Origin of the sequence: Flavobacterium polysaccharolyticum, from assembly GCF_038739875.1 — a bacterium.
Classification (GTDB): Bacteria; Bacteroidota; Bacteroidia; order Flavobacteriales; family Flavobacteriaceae; genus Flavobacterium; species Flavobacterium polysaccharolyticum.
Window position 1 is genome coordinate 231,496 of sequence record NZ_JBCGDP010000001.1, and the last position, 18,978, is coordinate 250,473.

Here is an 18,978-nt window from a genome sequence, read left to right on the forward strand (position 1 = left end):
AAGAAAAAAGACTTCTGCACTTAGTTCTAAAGTCTATTTTCTTTACTCTATTCTCTTGTTTCTTGTTTCTTTTTCCAATAATTAGTCTTCTCTACTCCCATCATCCGCCATTCTGACCATTTTAGGTGTAAATCTGGCTATGACATCCACCAAATCCTGTTGCGCTGCCATCACCTGATTGATATCTTTGTAGGCCATTGGAGCTTCATCCAGACCTGCGCCGATAAGCGTTACGCCATGATCTTTCAGAATGGACTGCATTTCGGTTTTAGTGATGTTTTTTATGGCTTGGGTTCGGCTCATTTGTCTTCCTGCACCGTGTGAGGCCGAGTTGATGGCATTTTTCTCGCCTTTTCCTCTCACCAAAAATCCTGGCGCAGTCATACTTCCTGGAATAATTCCCATAACGCCTTTTGCAGCTGGTGTTGCTCCTTTTCTATGCACAATTACTTCTTCACCATTCCAAATTTCTTTCCAAGCAAAGTTGTGGTGGTTTTCGACTTTTGTCAAAACTTCTGCGCCTAAAGCTCTCTCCATTTTATTATGGATAATCTCGTGACAAGCCGAAGCGTAATCTCCAGCCAAATTCATCGCTAGCCAGTATTCCTGACCTAGTTGGGAATTTAGGTCTAAATAGGCCAAGTTTTTTGCCATTTCTGGAAGTTTACAAACTTCTTTGGCAATTTTGGTATACTGCCCTGCGATGGTTGCGCCCATTCCACGTGAACCAGAATGTGTTAGCAAAGCCACATATTTTCCTTTTGGAATATTCAAAAGGACATCGTCTTGTTCAAATTCGATAATTCCAAATTCCACAAAATGGTTTCCACCACCAGAAGAGCCCAATTGCGACCATGCCTTATCTTTTAAATTCTTCACAAACGGATTCAAATTGAAAGCATCATTTTCTAAAACTGCATGATTTGATTTGTATTGTCCATGAAAGCCATGTCCTGCACCAAACTTAGTATGAGCAATCAATTCTCTTTTGAATTTTGCTTCGTTCTCATAATAAAAAACCTCTGGAATATTATAGACCGATAATGCCATTCTGCACCCAATATCGACTCCTACACCATAAGGAATAATGGCATTCTTGGTGGCTAAGACTCCGCCAATGGGTAATCCGTAACCCTGATGGGCATCAGGCATTAAAGCACCTGCAACAGTAACAGGAAGTTTCATCGCTACTTCCATTTGTTTTCTGGCACCTTCTTCGATATGCCCGGCTCCGTAAGAAGTATAAGTATTCGGATTTTGGTTTAAAGGGATAAAATCTTCTGGTTTTTCATTGGCTTTTTCGATCAATGCTACTGCCAGTTTGCTAAAAATAGCGTTGTCTATATAATTTTCCGGTGCTGCTAAAACGTTTTTGAAATTAGCAATCATTTCTTCTCTTGTGAATCCGTTTCTTTTGCTGTTTATTTTTAATGCTATTCCGATTATTTTTCCTTCCGGGAATCCTAATTCTAATATATCTGTACCGTTTATTTGTGTTTTCATTGTTTGTTTTATTTTGATAGTACAAAGGTTAATTACTACTGCGCAATTATTTTGCGTAGTTTTTTATCTCACGCAGATTCAAAAAGATTTTAGCAGATCTGCGCAGATTATTTATTTATAAAAAATCCTTTTTAGATCTGCTTAAATCTGCAAAATCTGCGTGAAACCTTTGTTACTAATCTACTAATAATTGCGTCACAACCGCTGGGTTCATCGCCCATTGCGCTGTGTACACCTCATCAGCCATTTCATTTTCGGTGATTGTTAAACCTTGAGCTTCTGCTTTAAGCTGTAATAAATTACCAATATTCAATTTGCTGGTCAATTTTGCCAATAAAGCCTGAACTCCTTTAAAATCCAAACCTCCAACAACCTGACCTCCGAAAGTCATCTCTAACCAAACGATTTCTCTTTTGGCTACATCCAACACTCCAAAAACCAAACCCTTGGCAACATTCTGTGTCACACGAACCTGATGATCGACACAGGACGGATCGTAGGCAACACCTGTTCGTTCCGAAATTTTCATCGGATATTTACTATTCATCCAACCTACAACCAAATTTGGAGTTATACTTCCGTTGCTGTACGCATTGCAAGTAAAAGTTACAAATTTTGCCTTGGCTTTCGCCAATTGGTCGATATTAATGTTGATATATTCAGCCGTTCCAATTTTATTCGGAATACTTCTGATATCACCACTATGCTGACAGCCCGTTGTTGTCAATCGGCTGAAAGAACAAATATCTGAACGGTCTTCGTACGCGATATGACAGCTTAAATCCATATCTAAATGCTGCGCTGGCAAATCTTTACCCCATTGCATAAACAATCGCACTTCATTTCCTTCGATTGGAAAACGTGTTCCCATTAAAGCAACCGGCAGATCCTGAATGGTTTCGCTTCTATCACCAATCGAAACTGGCATATTGTACAATTGCGGATCAATATAGATCGTTTTGTTTGGGTTTGAAACCGACGCAAATCGTTTTTTCATCGCCAAAATAGTCAGGTCTTCAATTTGAGTTTTCATTGTATTCAACTGAGCATCATCATACAACTTCAACAACTGATTTGGCGCAATTCTTTTGTTTGTTCCGCCCAAAGGTTTCACACTTCTCTGCATGTTTACATCAAAGTAATTCTGCGCATACATGTTTAATGTAAACACCAGTCTTGCCGGAACTTTATCGATGATTTCTTCAAAATGAGTAACAGTTTCCTCTGCTCCAAACCATAGCATGTTCGAAAATAACGAACGTGCAAATAAACCCGGACGCTGTTTCAATAAGGCAAATGTCTTATCGGCATCAAATTTCAATCTTGACGAATTCACTTTACTTTGCCAAACATCATACACCTGGTTGTAGAATACATCCATTAAAAAATTCAATTTCTCAAATCCTTTTCTTTTACTGTATTCTGCCAAACGCAACGCTCGGATAAAACGAACCCACATTCCTCTTTTTGGATGCATGATCTCGCACATTGCTTCTACATCCAAATTCATATTATTTAACCAATTTGCTACCATCAAACATTCTTTTCGGGAATATTTCAGTTTCAAATCTTGTTGTGATGTAATTCTTGCTGGAACACTTGTGTCTAAAACATTGTAAAAATGATATGCATTTTTTGATGTTTTTTTGATAATCGTTTTTGGCTCCATAATCTGAAGTATTCCTGTATTTTTATACCATAAATAACGTAAGATATCTGTTGGCGTTTTCAAAAACTGCGAAGCCATATCTTCAGTGCCATTTTCAATCAAAAGATCGATAACCAGCATTAAAGTTTCCTTCATTGCTATTTCAGTTTTTGGCAAAGACAAATATTGCATCGCCATTTTTAAACTATCTACCTGAGTAGCGTCTAAAGCTGTTTTAGATTGCAATAATGAGATATAGAAATCATTTAAATCTTTTTCTGTCCACAATTCAAGTATTTTCAATTTGCTTCCTTGTCCGATATTTTCCAGTTTTCCAAATTCAAATGGAGTTCCGCAGAACGGGCAACCGTTATATCTTGCTAACGGAAAAGTATTATCAGGGATAATATGTCCGCATTGTAAAGTTGTTCCGTTTTTGACACCTAAAACATTCCAGAAATAAGTTAGAATATGATCCAAAACAGATTCTCCTGTTGGAATATTCCATTCTTTTATCAAAGGTGTCCAGTTTTTATTGGTTCCTAAAACTTCTCTTAGAACTTCTAAAACCTCGATTTTATAATTTGGGCTGACATTATTTAAAGCATGTAATAATGATTCAGAAAATGTAAATCCGAGTTTTGAAACATTGGCTAATAAAACCGATGTTGTTCCTGATAAATTTTTAACATCATTAGTAATCATTTCTGACGGAATGAAAATAGCATTTTGACGTAAACTGATTTTTAATAATTCTCTTGTTTTCATTTTTTTTAATTTTTAAAATTTAGATAATGGTGCTTCTGAGTTCTACCTAAAAGAGTGTTTGAAGTAAGAAGCACTTGACCTTAAATTCGAGTGTAATTGATGAACTATTTTATCTGGTGGGTTTCCCCAAAGAAGTAAGTTAATCTTGACCCTCTTTTTTATTAATAATAATTTTAAAACTTGCCGGACTCGAACCGGAAAAACCAATTTCCCGAAGTAAGTTTTAATTGACCATTAATAGTGAAGCAGATGGGATTCGAACCCACGACCCGGACATTAGAAGTGTACGAAGTAAGTTTAGATTGACCTTTGAAGGATAATTTCAAAACTACCTGCTCTAACCGCTGAGCTACTGCCTCATAATAATTGAATAAAAAGGTAATGGTGTAAGTATGTACGTGGAAAGTGTTTTCGAAGTAACTCAAACTTGACCTGTTTTATTCTTTATTTTATTTCTATGAACGTTTGTTTTATTTCTTGAACAAAGATTTTAAAAGTACTACGCAGTTATTTTGCGCAGTAAAATAAATTATTTTAAAAAACAAAAAAAAGCGTTCGGTATGAACGCTTTTAAAACATTAAATTCAATCTAAAATTGACTAATATGCACTAAATCAAATTTTTTGTATTTCGATATTATTTTACCAAAACCGCATTTACTTTGTTATTGGGAAATTTGTATTTAGCAATAAAATCTAAATTGTTAAGGTTTGATTCCCAAATTGTACCTTCATCGTTCATTCCTTTTTCATCTAATCCGGATCCCGCAGTATAAATTTTATTGTTTTTGATAATGATAGATTTAGGATTAGCTCCATTGATTTCCTTAACAAGAGTTCCGTTTTTCCAAATTTTACCAACAAAGTCATATTGATGTGTGTCGATATGACAACCTACGACATATACATCTGTGTTGTGGACAAATAAAGCATTGGCTTGTGAAAAGTCGTTTTCATCAGACAATGTAGCAGGACTATTATTTTTCCAAAGTATAGCCTTAGATTTAAATGGATTTCTTAAATATCCGGTTACATAAATGGCATTAGCATCCACATAAATATCTGTCGCTATACTCTCCAAATCATCTTCCTCTGAAGTTAAAACAGTTTCAACGCCATTTTTCCATACAATTGCTGTTTTTTTATCATCGATTATTTTGTAACCCGTTGCATATACATCATTTTTATACAGATAAATAGCATTGGCCTCTGAAGTTTTATCACTTAGGCGAATGGCTTGTCCGTTTTTCCAGATCGTTGCGATTGAAGAATTCAAGGTTCCAATAAATTCATTTCCGGATATATAAACATTTCCTTCGTTTACAGTCAGGTCTGTTGCTTCTACCGTATGGTTTCCGTCTGTTAAACTTTCAGCAGTATTATTTTTCCATATTTTTAGTATAGCGTTGCCATTATTCAAAGATTCAGTTCCAACAATATAAGTGTCATTGTTATAGAAAGTAACAGCATTAGCCACAGATGATGATGCTGTGTTTGATAGAATAGTTGGTTCCCCATCTATCCAAACCGAAGCAAGCTGGGTAAAATTATTGTCTTTATTTTTTCCGTATGTACTGCCAACCGCATAGTATTTTCCGCCGCTTATCTGATTGTCATCAGCGGAATCATCTGAATTAGAACAAGAAATAATCGATTGGGTAAGTATCAAAAATGCAATTATTTTTTTCATGTTTTTTTTTGTAGGTTAATTAACGCGCAATAATACAAGTTTTTTCTACTATTAAAATCATCATATTTAATGATTTATAAGATAATCTTTTACGCAATTGTTTTACGCAGTTAAAAAAGAATCTTATTTTTGAGAAAAAACATCATGAACCTCAAACAAAAATATTCTGAACTGCTTTTGAATATTGGTTTTAATGAAAAAGAGATTCAGCAAAACTGGCTTGATTTGGAAAAAGCATATTCAAAAAAATCAAGGCATTATCATAATCTGACGCATCTAAAAGAAATGATTGATGCTTATGAAACTTATTTTGATCAACTTCAGTTTCCGAGCGAAATATTATTATGCATTTTTTATCATGATTATGTTTATCTAAGTTCAAAAAAAGATAATGAACTAAAAAGTGCTGAATATGCTTTAGCCATTTTACCTGAAAATGCGAAACTTGATAGGCAATTGGTTTTTGAAGCCATTTGTGCGACACAACTCCATCAGCATAATGAGATAGAAGATATCAACTGGCTGATTGATTTTGATTTGAAAATCCTGTCAAAAGAGTGGGAAGATTACAAAATTTATTTTGAGCAAATACGAAAAGAATACCGCATTTACCCTGATTTTTTATACAAACCCGGACGTGTAAAAGCATTGAAACATTTTTTGGAAAATGAATTTATTTTTCAAACAGAAACCTTTCGAAGTTTGTATGAGGAAAAAGCAAGAACCAATATTGAAAAAGAGATTTTATTATTAACGTAATTGCGTGAGGGATGGAAACGGCATCCTATTGTGGCGGGGTTCGCCACAATAGATATAGTGTACAGCCCGACCCTTGGGGCACGCTCAAAACAAATCAATGCAACTATGGCTCAAAATAAAAATGCTTTAATTCGTTATAAAACTATTGATAAATGCCTGCAAAACCGATATAGAACTTGGACTTTGGAGGATTTAATAGCGGCGGTTAGTGATGCTTTGTTTGAGTATGAAGGCAAAGAAAATCCAGTGAGCAAGCGCACCATTCAAGCGGATATTTAAATGATGCGGAGTGAGAAATTGGGATACAATGCACCTATTGTGGTGTATGATAAGAAGTTTTACAAATACGAAGACGAAGATTTTTCTATTACGGATATTCCACTTTCAGAAACGGATATTAATGTGCTGAGTGAAACGGTTTCGATGCTAAAGCAGTTTAAAGATTTTTCTTTGTTTAATGATGTTTCGGATATTTTACAGCGGTTAGAAGATAAAATTTATGCCGAGAAGTCGAATACGCAACCCATAATCTATTTGGATAAAAACGAAAACTTAAAAGGACTACATTTTTTAGATGAATTGTATCAAGCAATCATTAAGAAAGTGGTCTTAAAAATACGGTACAAATCATTCAAATCTAGAGAGGAAAGTGAATTTCTCTTTCATGCTTTTATACTGAAAGAGTTTAATAATAGATGGTTTTTGGTGGGTAGGAAAAAGAAATCACAGCCTATTACTAATTTGGCTTTAGACAGGATCATTGCGATTGATTATGATTTTCAAACATCCTATATTGATGAAGTATTCGACGCTGATCACTATTATAAAAACATTATTGGTGTAACTGTAAATTCGGGATTACAAGCCAGGAAAATTGAACTTTGGATTGACAAAACCAATGCACCTTATGTGATAACGAAACCGCTTCATGCTACGCAGCGCCTTATTACAACCAATGACGATGGTAGCATAATAATACATTTATTGATTATTGTGAATTATGAATTCGAACGCCTTTTGTTGGGTTTTGGACAAGGTCTAGAGGTCCTAAAGCCGACAGGTCTGCGTAATAGAATGAAGCAGATTTTAATTGGTGCTCTTGAAAAATATGATGAGAATGAATCACTTCTTCAATAACCTGCTCTTCATTTTGCTAAAGAATTCAGGTGTTACGCCAATATAAGAAGCAATATGTTTTGGGGGAGTTTCGGTTTTGAAATACTATTGATAAAATGATGGTGTAATATAAAAAACGGTATCAATGAAATATAAGTTACCTTCATATGTCAGTACATTTTCATCATGTAAATCTTCCAGAATAATTCCTAAATCAGGATTAAAATAATCATTATTTCTGGTGTTTTTAAATCCATTTTCATCAAGAAAATTTTTTACATTTTCTAAGTCTGTATCTTGATCTGATTTTATGAAAGCTTGCTCAACTACGGCATATAAAACGGATTCGGATTCATAAAAACCAACTAATTGATAAGAGGTGTCTGGGAAAAAATAATTATTCAGTAATAAATTATTGAGATAATCTTCCCATCATAAATAATAGATAGCATCGTTGAGTTTATAAACCTGAAACTCATTATGAAGATAAACTTTTTGTTCAGCACCACTAGAAACAAAAGTATTGATGTCAATAGCTACAGTCCAAAAATTATTTTGGTCGCAAAATTGTTTTATGCTCCTTGCTTCTTCACTTTTGATTTGCTTGCTTTCTTTAGTCTCGCTACTTGAGCTCTTGCTTCTTCTAAGGTGACTGACGATTGCTTGGATAGCATCTCCATGCCTAACTTGGCTCTTTCCTGAAATGATATTTTGTAGTTCATGTTTCATGAAATTTAAATCACAAAGATAAAATTTAAATTGTTATAATGTTTAGTTGGGATTTGCACGAAGTAACTTCGAGACTAATCATGGTTTTGAAATAGATATCGATCACTTCTTCAATAACCTGCTCTTCATTTTGCTAAAGAATTCAGGTGTTACGCCAATATAAGAAGCGATGTGTTTTTGAGGGAGTTTGTGAATTAAAGTGGGGTATTTTTTGCAGAACTTTTCATAGCGTTCCTCGGCGGTCAAGCTCAAATTATCCATCAAGCGTTCTTGGTGGGTCACTAAAGAATTCTCTGCGAGTATTCTGAAAAAGCGTTCCAATTTTGGGATGGTTTTATAGAGTTCTTGATGGTTTTCTTTGGTAATGGTCACTATTTCAGCATCTTCTAGGACTTCGATAAAAAGATTGCCTGGTTTTCCAGAAATGTAACTGTACATATCGCCCATCCACCACCCTTCGCAGGCAAAATGCAATACATGTTCGATAATGTTATCGTTGATATTGAAGCTTCTCAATATCCCTGAATTGACAAAATAAGTACTATCAGTCACTCTACCTGCGTGCAACAAAACCGATTTGGCTTTGTGTTTTTGAGTCGTTGTTTTGGACAAAAATAAGGCCTCTTCCTCGGGGGTTAAGGCCACGTGTTTGGCAATATTTTGAAGAATTAAAGCCATTTATTTTATTTCGGGTAACAATTTGAAATACGTTACCTTAAAGCGATTGTCTACGATTTCGCCAATTACTTCAGCTTTTCTAACGGCTGCACAAAATCCGTCTTTGGCATGAGCATCTCCGTGTTGGTCGATATGCGTACCATCTACGAAATAAGATTTTCCGTTGATGCGAACAGCTAAATCACACTCTTTTCCTTCCATACCAAATTGGCATTGCCCACAAGAAGCTTCTACAATTTGCTTTTTAGGAGTTTCTTTTTTTTCTTGGGCATTACTGCTAGCAGAAATGACTAACAACAGAGCAAATACTATTTTTTTCATATTCGATTTTAAAAAAAATTATAAATGCAAGTTAGTAGTTTTTTGAAGGATTACGGCTTAGGTAGTATAATTTTTAAATAGATAAATCCACAATATTCTTGACAAACGAATGTTGAAAGGCGATAGAGTGATGAGAATAACTGCGATTATAGGAATCATTCTTAAGTCAAAGCGTTCGGTGAAAAACAAATGGGCTATGAGATAAGTTAGAATGCCTTGCGCAACACTTATTCCATAATTTACATACATTGCTCCAAAGAAATATCCAGGTTCTTTCTCAAATTTATAATTACAATTCGAACAGTGGGTGTGCATTTTTGGAAAGTGCAAGTTGAAAAAAATGTTTCTTTCATCAAATATTTTGCCTTTTCGGCATTGAGGGCAATCGTTATTTAGGATATGATAAATAGAATGTGGCATAGAAATTTTTTTTCAAAGGTAATTTTTACTTCAGTGGTTACTTTTCTTTATATTCGCAACTTATAGCACAAAAAAGACATTTTAGCATATGGGAAAATATCCTATTTACCCAATACGAAAATTTTTATCGCCTCAAATCGATAAGGATTTATATGTAAATACGTTTAAAGATCACCTAAAGAAACACAGTTTTGTAGAGGAACCACATAGACATAATTCGTATGTGTTGGTTTTTTTTACTCAAGGTTCAGGGACACATGAAATTGATTTTTCTACGTTTACTATTCAGAAGGGGAGTGTGTTTTTTTTGAAGCCAGGACAAATGCATCATTGGAGTTTGAGCGAAGATATAGACGGTTTTGTCATCTTTTATTCTGAGGAGATGTTTAATCTGTATTTTAGACAAAAACAAATCAAAGATTATGCTTTTTACACTTCCTTAAATAGTCGGCCAGAAATGCTTTTTGATGCTACTGAATCCAAAAAGCTCTTACCTTATTTTGAGACGATTGTCGAAGAAGTAAAAGACGATAAAGAGTGGCGACAAGATGTAATTTTAAATCTACTGGATATTATTCATATTCAGATAGCAAGGAAATACAATGCTATTCACATTGTGGAAACACATCTTTATAATAGGAAGATTAAAGATTTGGAAGCACTCATAGAAAGGTACTTTAGAACTCAAAAGGCTCCTTCTTTTTATGCGTCTGAATTGCATATTAGCCTAAAACATTTGAATCGAATTTGTCAAGAAATTCTTCAAATGACCACGACAAGTGTTATTGTTCAAAGAGTGATTTTAGAAGCTAAGCGCATGTTGACAGATAAACACTTAACTGTAAACGAGATTGCAGTCGCTCTAGGCTACGATGATTATTCTTATTTTTCGAGATTATTTAAAAAGCAAGTCGGTAAAAGCCCCACAGATTTTAGACTTTCAAAATAATTATGAGACTTATTTTTAAAAACATGACTGTTGGTAACTCATACCAAATAGTCAAAGTTCTTACTTCATTTTGCGTCTCTGCGCCTTTGCGTGAAATTGAACTCGCAAAGACGCAGAGCCACAAAGAAAAGAATGAATCAAGCTATAATAGTTGTAAACTAATTTACGCTATGAAATAGTACTAGTTGCGGATAGTCATATTTAAAAAAAGTCTAGTTTTTGGTTGGTATCGTATTGTTTTGACCAATATTTATAGGCTTCTTCTACATTCATTTATACTTTCTATTGTATTGTTAAATGTACTTTTTGTAAGGTTGTTGCCTGACCGCTATCAATGCTATTCATAGTGTATTGTAACAAGTGCCGCAGCACTTTTGGCTTTTTCAACTACTACATTAATTGATGTTTCAAGACTATCATTTACTAAAGCTACTCCCATGCGTCGGTAAGGTCTTGAAGTGGGTTTGCCAAAGATTCTAAAATCAGTTTTGGGTAAAGCAGCAATTTTTTCTATTCCTGTAAAACTTGGATTTTCAGAGTTTTCAGATGCTAAAATAACGGCACTAGCTCCTGCTTTTTCTAGTGTAATTTCAAAAATAGGCAAACTCAAAATGGCACGCAAATGCAATTCGAATTCGTTAAAATTTTGTGTTCCTGCCAAAGTTACCATTCCAGTATCGTGAGGTCTTGGAGATAATTCTGAGAAATAAACACCATCATCTGCCAAGAAAAATTCGACTCCAAAAAGTCCTGCGCCTCCCAAAGCTTCGGTTACTTTTTCGGCCATATCTTGGGCTTCGTATAAATCTTTGTCGGATATCAAAGCAGGTTGCCAGCTTTCTTGATAATCACCACGTTCTTGTCGGTGACCAATTGGGGCACAAAAAAGCGTAGGATTATTATTTTGCGTGACGGTCAATAAAGTAATTTCTGAATTGAATTTGACAAAAGCTTCTACAATTACTTCAACTACATCACCACGAGAACCTTCAACGGCGTATTGCCAGGCTTTTAAAATATCATCGGAAGTTTTGATGGTGGATTGTCCTTTTCCAGACGAAGACATTAAAGGTTTTACCACACAAGGGATACCAACTTCGGCTACCGCTTTTGTTAATTCTTCGGCGGTGGTGGCGTAACGATAGTTGGCAGTCTTTAGCCCTAGCTCTTTGGCGGCCAAATCACGAATGGCTTTACGGTTCATCGTAAAGTTGGCTGCTTTTGCGGATGGTACTACGGTAATACCTTGTTTTTCGTAATCATAAAAACGTTCGGTGCGAATTGCTTCTATTTCGGGAACGATAAAATCGGGTTGATGTTTGGCAACGATGCGGTCTAATGCCTCGCCATCGAGCATATTGATGACTTCAAAACCGTGCGCTACTTGCATAGCAGGGGCATTTTCATAACTGTCTACTGCAATTACAGTTTGCCCAATGCGTTGTGCAGCGATTACAAATTCTTTTCCTAATTCGCCAGAGCCGAGGAGTAGTATTTTCATTTTTTTAAATTGAATTTTGAGAGTTATTACTCAATTTGATAATTAGTAAACTACTAAAAATAGTTAGAGTAATTAATAGTATAGCGGTTATAATAATCATAATTAATGAAAATAGAATTGTATAAAAAAACTGTGATTCTACAGTGTATGATATCCCATTTATAAAAATCCCAATAATATAAATTGAAAAGAGCGCAATAATTATTTTTAAACTTATTTTACTTGAAAACTGAAAGCTAAATTCATATTTTTCAGTTTTGTTTATTGGTGGATTAATTTTTTTACTTGAATTCCAAAATAAATAAATTATAAATAACGGAAAAAGAACTCCCCAAAAAAAGACATTTCCATTTTGACCAAAATCTGCAATTAATTTTAATAATTCACAAAAAATACTTTTCGAAAACACTAAAATTGGAAAAATAGAACAAGTTACAAATCCACCAATAATTGCATATTTTGTTATCTTGTTTTTAGTTTTCATTTAATTTTTTTTAAGACAGTAAAGGTATAAAAACAGGAACTATTCACTAGTTGATTTTACAGATTAAGCAGATTTATCTTTTCGCTCCATTCTAGTTCGTTTGGTAATTTTTTATTACTGAACTCAATATGAATTACCCTGCGTCTTTCGTTATTAGTTGTTTTATTTGATGCGTGAAAAAGTAAAGGTTTCATGATCATTATTCCGCCTTTTTCAACTTCGCAGATCGTTTCTGTTTCGTTTTTAAATTCTATATTTTCAACTCTTACGATGCCATTTTTGTGTGATTTGTTTAGAACTTTTAATGCTCCATTCTCTTTGGTGGTTTTATCTAAATGAATTCTAATGGTGAAATTTTTTTCTAGAATGTCTTTTGGAGGTTGAACCGCATATTGATTTTGTTTTAAAGTCCAATTTTCGAAATTATCAACTTCAATTTTTTTGTCAACTGAAATAGTTAGATCTTGATGATAAGCTACAAACCAATTTGACTTTTCTGGTTTATCAAAGTATATAGATTTTGTTATAAAATAATCTTTACCAAAAGTAGCATGTATTATGTTGATCAAGTTTTGATTGAAGATGTGTGGTAGTACTTTGGGAATTTCTTTATGAAATTGTCGAATTGCAAATAATTCTTTAGATTTTCTAAAGGTTGAAATGGATTGTTCTTGTGATGTTTTTTGGTCTATAAATGAAATTATTTGGTTTATTTCAAAATCTGAATAAACATTGTCAATAATCTCAAAACCTTCAGAATTTATTTTGTTTGAGTAATTCATTACAAGTTTTTTTTGCGTGAGGGATAGAAGCGGCATCCTCTTGGGGCGGGGTTCGCCCCAAGAGATATAGCGGATAGCCCGACCCTTGTGGTCACGCCCACCCGACCCTAAAAAGTCGAACAGGCGAAGCAAATTTAATAAAAAAACCGATGCCTTTTTTCAATAAAGCATCGGTTTTGTATTCTAATGAAAGTGATCTTCTTCAATTTCGAATTCAGCGTCTTTTTCCCAAATCTCCATTTCACAGGGCTTGCAATTGAATTTGAGTTTGTATTCCAATTCACCTTGTTTTAATACCAAAGGTTCTTTTACTTTTTTGTCCATATTTTCTCGATGGTATTTTGGACAACGTTCCAACTCATATTTGATGCAATATTTGGTAGTCATTACACGTGATTTTCCAGGATCCCATTGTAGTTCAAAGGCTTTTTCAATTTCGGTAACGCCGTGACGTTCGTAGAATTTACGTGCTAGTTTGTTCGAAACATTGTACATAAAATCCAGCTTGGTTTCAGGGAAAGGATGATCTGTTTTTACTAATTGATGTTCTTCGCGATGGTAATTTTTCAATCGAATTTCAGACAGTTGTTCGTAAACGGTTCTTCTCATCTCGTTGATTTTGGAAATAGGTAAGAACCAATTTTCTGAAAATAAAATATTGATTTCGTCTGCTTTGTAAGGTGTGAATCCTGTTTTGGCCAAATTCGTTTTGAAAGTGGCTTCGATGGATTCGTTGTTCTTGGTTCTTTCTTTTGGATGCGCCAATTGAACCGTACTTACATTTCCATCTTCGTCTGTAGCGATTAATTCAAATCCGTTTTCGTTTTCGGTCAGCAATAAAGTTGTACTGATTTTTCGAACGGCACTGTCTTCGCGTTCCACGACTTTGATGAAAGCCGCATCGTTATTACGATAAATGAAGGTTCCTGGTTTGATTTCTTTCAACACATTTGGATAAGCCAAGCCGTTTTCAACTTTGTTCACATAAATGCCGTCGGCTTCGTTGTTTTCGTTGATGAAGCAAAGTCCATCTCCGTTGTTTAGGAATTCGCCGTTTTCGATTTCGTAGGCATTTCCAATGGTTTTAACGAGTTTGCCAATGTATTGTCCTTTCGATTTTGGACTTTCCCAAGAACCAATGGACTGATGTCTTTCGTTGACAAAATAATCGGTATATCCACGGTTGAAGGTTTTGTTCAAAGCGGAATCAAAAGTATAAGTGCACGTACCAGAAGAAGCTTTGGTGTATTTGTCATAGCCATCTCCTTCTAAGAAAGCATCTAATTTTTGACGTAAATACGAAACGTTATTTTTTACATACACGATGTCTTTCAAACGACCTTCGATTTTGAAAGAGCAAATCCCAGCTTCCACTAAATTTGGAATTTGGTCCGAAACATCAAAATCTTTAATCGAAAGCAAGTGACTGTTTTTGATTAAAGTCTCGCCATTGCCATCGATGAGATTGTAGGGTAAACGACAGTTTTGGGCACACGAACCACGATTGGCAGAACGTTCTCCATTGGCCACACTCATATAACAGTTTCCGCTGAACGACACACAAAGTGCTCCAGTTACGAAAAATTCTAGTTCAACATCTGATGTTTCAGCGATTTCTTTGATTTGGTGTAAATTCAATTCACGAGCCAAAACCACACGTTTCATTCCCGCATCTTTTAAGAATTTAATTTTGTGTGGGTCACGGTTGTTGGCTTGTGTACTTGCATGTAAAACGATAGGAGGTAAGTCCATTTCCATAATGGCCATATCTTGTACGATTAAGGCATCAACGCCAATTTCATACAATTCCCAAATCATTTGGCGACAGGTTTCCAATTCGTTGTCGTACAAAATCGTATTGATAACCACAAAAACTTGAGCATAATACAAATGGGCATATTGCACTAAAGCAGCTACATCTTCAAGAGAATTATGAGCATTAGAACGGGCACCAAACTGAGGAGCGCCAATATAAACGGCATCGGCACCTGCATTGATAGCTGCCATACCGTGAATTAAATCTTTGGCGGGCGCTAGTATTTCTATTTTCTTCTTCATTATTACAACTTTAGCTTTTCGAGTGTTCGCGAAAAAAAGTCTGCAAAGGTCTAATAAATTATTTTAGATTTCTAATTTATTGAATACTTTTTAGTAGTAGCTGTAGTTGTGAGAGGGAAATTATCTTTTTAGTCTAATTCCTTCTTGCGAAAGGATATCCTTTTTTTGATAAGAGGGAATGTGCTTTTGCTATACGCCAAAAAAAAGCCTCAAGGATATATTCTTGAGGCTTTTACTATAAAAATAGAACTTTGGTTTATCCAGCCAAAGCGTCTTTGATTCTTTTTAAAGCTTCGGTTAATAAAGCTTCGCTGGTAGCGTAAGAGAAACGAATGCAATTAGGATTTCCAAAAGCGTCACCGGTTACAGTAGCCACACAAGCTTCTGCCAAAAGGTACATAGAAACGTCGTTAGCATCTTTAATTTCGGTTCCTTTTAATGTTTTTCCGAAGAAAGAAGAAACGTCAGGGAACACATAAAAAGCGCCTTCAGGAACGTTGATTTTGATGCCAGGGATTTCTTTTAAAAGTCCAACCACTAAATCTCTACGGCTGTGGAAAGCCTGAACCATATGGTTCAATACACTTGGGTCTGCATCAACAGCGGTAATAGTAGCTCTTTGTGCTACAGAGTTAGCTCCCGAAGTTACTTGTCCTTGAATTTTTGTACAGGCTTTTGCAATAAATTCTGGTGCTCCAATATATCCAATTCTGTAACCTGTCATAGCAAATGCTTTTGCAACACCGTTTACCGTAATGGTTTTTTCTAACATACCTGGAATAGATCCAATACTACAAAAAGTTCCAGAGAAATTAATGTGCTCGTAGATTTCATCCGCTACCACATAAATATTTGGATATTTTTCTAAAACTTTAGCTATGGCAGTCAATTCTTCTCTGTTGTACACAGAACCTGATGGGTTACAAGGTGAGGAGAACCACATCATTTTTGTTTTAGGAGTGATGGCTGCTTCTAATTGTTCTGGTGTGATTTTGAAATCGGTTTCTACAGAAGTAGGAACTTCTACAGGAACACCACCTGATAATTTTACAATCTCGTAATAAGAAACCCAGTAAGGTGCTGGTAAAATAACTTCGTCACCATCGTTTAACATTACTTGAGCAATGTTGTATAACGATTGTTTTGCACCTGTAGAAACTACAATTTGAGAAGGTTTGTATTCTAAGTTATTGTCTCTTTTGAATTTTCTACAAATGGCTTCTTTTAAATCTTGATAACCATCAACTGGAGAATAGGTACTGTAGTTGTCATCTATCGCTTTTTTAGCGGCTTCTTTAATAAAGTCAGGCGTGTTAAAGTCTGGTTCTCCCAAACTCAAGCTGATAATATCTTTTCCTTGTGCTTTTAATTCTCTTGCTAATGCTGCCATCGCTAAAGTTTGCGAAGTGGCAAGGTTGTTAATTCTGTCTGAAAGTGGATTCATTTTATATAGTAAATAGTAATTAGTTCGTGTTGGATTTAGCTGTAGTAAGTTTAGGCTAATTCTGGTTTCATTCCCAATTCTCTTAAATGTTTGAAATGTGCAATTACAGCACTACGCATCGTTTTGTATTCATAGTATGGAAGGTTGCATTCTTGAGCGGTTTCTTTTACAATTTTCGCAATTTTTCCGTAGTGAATATGACTGATGTTTGGGAAAATGTGATGTTCGATTTGGTGGTTTAATCCTCCTGTATACCAATTTACAATGGCATTTTTTGGAGCAAAATTGGTTGTAGTAAACAACTGGTGTATAGCCCAAGTGTTTTCGATTTCTCCATTTTCATTTGGTAGAGGATTGGTTGTTTCTTCCACCACGTGAGCTAGTTGGAAAACAACACTTAGAATAAGTCCTGCAGTATAATGCATTACAAAAAAGCCAATCAATACTTTCCACCAAGTGATGCCAATTACGATAGGTAAAACAATCCAAATAGATACATAAATCATTTTGGTAATGATTAAAGTTGTCCAAAGGATTTTTGGGCTTTTAGGTTCACCATACGATAATTTGCGTTTCAAATAACTTTTCATTTGTTTGAAATCGGTAGTGATGGCCCAATTGAAGGTTAATAAACCATACAAAAAGATAGAATAGTAGTGTTGAAAACGGTGGAATTTTTGCCATTTGGCTTCTTTCGTAAAACGAATAATTCTTCCCGCGTCTAGGTCTTCGTCGTGTCCAGGAATGTTAGTGTAAGTGTGATGTAAAACATTGTGTTGCACTTGCCAGTTGTATACATTTCCAGCTAGGATGTAAATAGATCCTCCCATAAATTTGTTGACCCAACTTTTAGTAGAATATGAACCGTGGTTTCCGTCGTGCATTACGTTCATTCCTACTCCGGCCATTCCAATTCCGATAACGATTGTGAGCAATAAATAAGCCCAAAACGGAAGGTCAAGCGTAAGAATAATAAAATAAGGAGCTAAAAAAACAGTAAATAAGATGATTGTTTTTAAATGTAATTTCCAGTTTCCAGTTTTTTGTATATTGTTTTCTTTGAAGTAACTGTTAACCCGAGAGTTAAGTGTTCTGAAAAATTTTAAATTATCTTGCTTTGAAAAAGTAGGTGCAGTAGTATTCATAGGAATTTTTAAATAATTGCAAATGTAACTATTATAAATTTTTGAATATACATTATTGAGTTAAAAATTTCCGCTCCAAAATAAGTACTTTTGTTAAAAATTTAATGCCATGGATGAAATTCTAAAGTATTTTCCTAATCTAACGGATGTGCAGAAAGAGCAGTTTGCAAAGTTGGATTTTTTGTACCACGATTGGAATGAAAAAATAAATGTTATTTCTAGAAAAGATATAGATGCTTTGTACACTAAACACGTTTTGCATTCGCTAGGAATTGCCAAAATAAACAAGTTTGAACCTGGAACTTATGTTTTAGATGTGGGTACTGGAGGTGGTTTTCCTGGAATACCTTTGGCTATTTTGTTTCCAGAAACGCGCTTTTATTTGATTGATGTTATTGCCAAAAAAATAAAAGTGGTCAAAGCGGTTGCTGAAGCTTTGGAATTAAAGAATGTAAAAGCTGAGCAAATTCGTGCCGAAAATGTAAAAGGTGATTTTGATTTTATTGTGAGTCGTGCGGTGACCAATATGCCAGATTTCGTTTCTTGGGTAAAAACTAAGATCAAAAAGCAGCACAAACATGAATTGAAAAATGGTATTTTGTATTTAAAAGGGGGTGATTTGACCGAGGAGTTAAAGGATTTTCCGAAAGCAACAGAATATAATTTGGCCGACATTTTTGAAGATGAATTTTTCGAAACTAAAAAAGTGGTGCACTTGCCTTTGAAGTTTGTGGTGTAAATAGTTTTTATAGCAGTTTACGGTTTTTGTGTAAAATTAATCACTATCTTAATTGTGTTAAATGCTTGTTTTTCAGTATTTTTGTTCTTCTCGGTTTGAGTGGGGGAGGTTAAGTTGGTGTGTTTAGAATTAATACATTTTCTAAAAATTTGGCTATTTTTTTTGAAACTTTAATTGTAAAATGGTTTGACTTGATTTCTCATTACATATTTTGTATTTACATTTCGTTACTTTTGCAAATAATT

The 18,978-nt window shown here is 34.7% G+C and carries 14 protein-coding genes, 1 tRNA gene and 2 pseudogenes; 4 read left to right on the forward strand and 13 right to left on the reverse strand.

Annotation, left to right across the window (positions count from 1 at the left end; translation table 11 throughout):
* Window positions 1–81 precede the first annotated feature (81 nt).
* From WFZ86_RS01040 to WFZ86_RS01055, 4 genes are all read right to left on the reverse strand, one after another.
* The gene (locus WFZ86_RS01040) at window positions 82–1,503 is read right to left on the reverse strand and encodes an RtcB family protein (protein WP_342690219.1); all 1,422 of its coding nucleotides are present in this window, start codon (window positions 1,501–1,503) and stop codon (window positions 82–84) included.
* 175 nt (window positions 1,504–1,678) lie between these two features.
* The gene (locus WFZ86_RS01045; RefSeq protein ID WP_342690220.1) at window positions 1,679–3,919 is read right to left on the reverse strand and encodes a hypothetical protein; all 2,241 of its coding nucleotides are present in this window, start codon (window positions 3,917–3,919) and stop codon (window positions 1,679–1,681) included.
* A 241-nt stretch (window positions 3,920–4,160) separates the two neighbouring features.
* Window positions 4,161–4,278: transfer RNA gene (locus tag WFZ86_RS01050), tRNA-OTHER, on the reverse strand.
* A 277-nt stretch (window positions 4,279–4,555) separates the two neighbouring features.
* Window positions 4,556–5,608 carry a hypothetical protein gene (locus tag WFZ86_RS01055; protein WP_342690221.1) on the reverse strand — a complete coding sequence of 351 codons (1,053 nt, stop codon included), beginning with the start codon at window positions 5,606–5,608 and terminating at the stop codon, window positions 4,556–4,558.
* Window positions 5,609–5,737: 129 nt separating this feature from the next.
* On the opposite strand from WFZ86_RS01055, the gene WFZ86_RS01060 reads away from it, so the two are divergent.
* Together WFZ86_RS01060 and WFZ86_RS01065 are read left to right on the forward strand one after the other, a co-directional pair.
* Window positions 5,738–6,367 carry an HD domain-containing protein gene (locus WFZ86_RS01060; protein ID WP_342690222.1) on the forward strand — a complete coding sequence of 210 codons (630 nt, stop codon included), beginning with the start codon at window positions 5,738–5,740 and terminating at the stop codon, window positions 6,365–6,367.
* Window positions 6,368–6,472: 105 nt separating this feature from the next.
* Window positions 6,473–7,504: pseudogene (locus WFZ86_RS01065) on the forward strand (helix-turn-helix transcriptional regulator).
* Window positions 7,505–7,588: 84 nt separating this feature from the next.
* Here WFZ86_RS01065 and WFZ86_RS01070 read toward each other — a convergent pair.
* From WFZ86_RS01070 to WFZ86_RS01085, 4 genes and pseudogenes are all read right to left on the reverse strand, one after another.
* Window positions 7,589–8,212 (reverse strand): annotated as a pseudogene (locus WFZ86_RS01070) (putative polyvalent protein kinase domain-containing protein).
* 102 nt (window positions 8,213–8,314) lie between these two features.
* Complete coding sequence (locus WFZ86_RS01075) at window positions 8,315–8,890, reverse strand: Crp/Fnr family transcriptional regulator (RefSeq protein WP_342690223.1); 576 nt, start codon at window positions 8,888–8,890, stop codon at window positions 8,315–8,317.
* Window positions 8,891–9,211 (reverse strand): DUF6370 family protein, encoded by a 321-nt coding sequence (locus WFZ86_RS01080; protein ID WP_342690224.1) that lies wholly within the window; start codon window positions 9,209–9,211, stop codon window positions 8,891–8,893.
* Between the two features lie 57 nt (window positions 9,212–9,268).
* A complete protein-coding gene (locus tag WFZ86_RS01085) occupies window positions 9,269–9,526 on the reverse strand; it encodes a DUF983 domain-containing protein (RefSeq protein ID WP_342690225.1) in 258 nt (85 codons plus the stop codon).
* A 193-nt stretch (window positions 9,527–9,719) separates the two neighbouring features.
* Here WFZ86_RS01085 and WFZ86_RS01090 point away from each other — a divergent pair, with 193 nt between their 5' ends.
* Window positions 9,720–10,580 (forward strand): helix-turn-helix domain-containing protein, encoded by an 861-nt coding sequence (locus tag WFZ86_RS01090; protein WP_342690226.1) that lies wholly within the window; start codon window positions 9,720–9,722, stop codon window positions 10,578–10,580.
* A 337-nt stretch (window positions 10,581–10,917) separates the two neighbouring features.
* Here WFZ86_RS01090 and purT read toward each other — a convergent pair whose 3' ends face one another.
* From purT to WFZ86_RS01115, 5 genes are all read right to left on the reverse strand, one after another.
* Window positions 10,918–12,096 carry a formate-dependent phosphoribosylglycinamide formyltransferase gene (gene purT / locus WFZ86_RS01095; RefSeq protein WP_342690344.1) on the reverse strand — a complete coding sequence of 393 codons (1,179 nt, stop codon included), beginning with the start codon at window positions 12,094–12,096 and terminating at the stop codon, window positions 10,918–10,920.
* Window positions 12,097–12,621: 525 nt separating this feature from the next.
* Window positions 12,622–13,347, reverse strand: a complete 726-nt coding sequence (locus WFZ86_RS01100) for a phytanoyl-CoA dioxygenase family protein (protein ID WP_342690227.1) — start codon at window positions 13,345–13,347, stop codon at window positions 12,622–12,624.
* A gap of 183 nt (window positions 13,348–13,530) precedes the next feature.
* The gene (locus WFZ86_RS01105) at window positions 13,531–15,405 is read right to left on the reverse strand and encodes a peptidase U32 family protein (protein ID WP_342690228.1); all 1,875 of its coding nucleotides are present in this window, start codon (window positions 15,403–15,405) and stop codon (window positions 13,531–13,533) included.
* A gap of 256 nt (window positions 15,406–15,661) precedes the next feature.
* A complete protein-coding gene (locus WFZ86_RS01110) occupies window positions 15,662–16,849 on the reverse strand; it encodes a pyridoxal phosphate-dependent aminotransferase (RefSeq protein WP_342690229.1) in 1,188 nt (395 codons plus the stop codon).
* A gap of 50 nt (window positions 16,850–16,899) precedes the next feature.
* The gene (locus tag WFZ86_RS01115) at window positions 16,900–17,994 is read right to left on the reverse strand and encodes a fatty acid desaturase family protein (protein ID WP_342690230.1); all 1,095 of its coding nucleotides are present in this window, start codon (window positions 17,992–17,994) and stop codon (window positions 16,900–16,902) included.
* 109 nt (window positions 17,995–18,103) lie between these two features.
* Here WFZ86_RS01115 and rsmG point away from each other — a divergent pair, with 109 nt between their 5' ends.
* Window positions 18,104–18,733: a 16S rRNA (guanine(527)-N(7))-methyltransferase RsmG gene (gene rsmG, locus WFZ86_RS01120; protein WP_315141585.1), complete on the forward strand. Its 630-nt coding sequence runs from the start codon at window positions 18,104–18,106 to the stop codon at window positions 18,731–18,733.
* The last annotated feature ends 245 nt before the right edge of the window (window positions 18,734–18,978 follow it).

Excerpts from the sequence above, each read along its gene's own strand:
- WFZ86_RS01040 (WP_342690219.1), bottom strand. The coding sequence starts at position 1,503 with ATGAAAACACAAATAAACGGTACAGATATATTAGAATTAGGATTCCCG.
- WFZ86_RS01045 (WP_342690220.1), bottom strand. The coding sequence starts at position 3,919 with ATGAAAACAAGAGAATTATTAAAAATCAGTTTACGTCAAAATGCTATT.
- WFZ86_RS01055 (WP_342690221.1), bottom strand. The coding sequence starts at position 5,608 with ATGAAAAAAATAATTGCATTTTTGATACTTACCCAATCGATTATTTCT.
- WFZ86_RS01075 (WP_342690223.1), bottom strand. The coding sequence starts at position 8,890 with ATGGCTTTAATTCTTCAAAATATTGCCAAACACGTGGCCTTAACCCCC.
- WFZ86_RS01080 (WP_342690224.1), bottom strand. The coding sequence starts at position 9,211 with ATGAAAAAAATAGTATTTGCTCTGTTGTTAGTCATTTCTGCTAGCAGT.
- WFZ86_RS01085 (WP_342690225.1), bottom strand. The coding sequence starts at position 9,526 with ATGCACACCCACTGTTCGAATTGTAATTATAAATTTGAGAAAGAACCT.
- WFZ86_RS01090 (WP_342690226.1), top strand. The coding sequence starts at position 9,720 with ATGGGAAAATATCCTATTTACCCAATACGAAAATTTTTATCGCCTCAA.
- WFZ86_RS01100 (WP_342690227.1), bottom strand. The coding sequence starts at position 13,347 with ATGAATTACTCAAACAAAATAAATTCTGAAGGTTTTGAGATTATTGAC.
- WFZ86_RS01105 (WP_342690228.1), bottom strand. The coding sequence starts at position 15,405 with ATGAAGAAGAAAATAGAAATACTAGCGCCCGCCAAAGATTTAATTCAC.
- WFZ86_RS01110 (WP_342690229.1), bottom strand. The coding sequence starts at position 16,849 with ATGAATCCACTTTCAGACAGAATTAACAACCTTGCCACTTCGCAAACT.
- WFZ86_RS01115 (WP_342690230.1), bottom strand. The coding sequence starts at position 17,994 with ATGAATACTACTGCACCTACTTTTTCAAAGCAAGATAATTTAAAATTT.
- rsmG (WP_315141585.1), top strand. The coding sequence starts at position 18,104 with ATGGATGAAATTCTAAAGTATTTTCCTAATCTAACGGATGTGCAGAAA.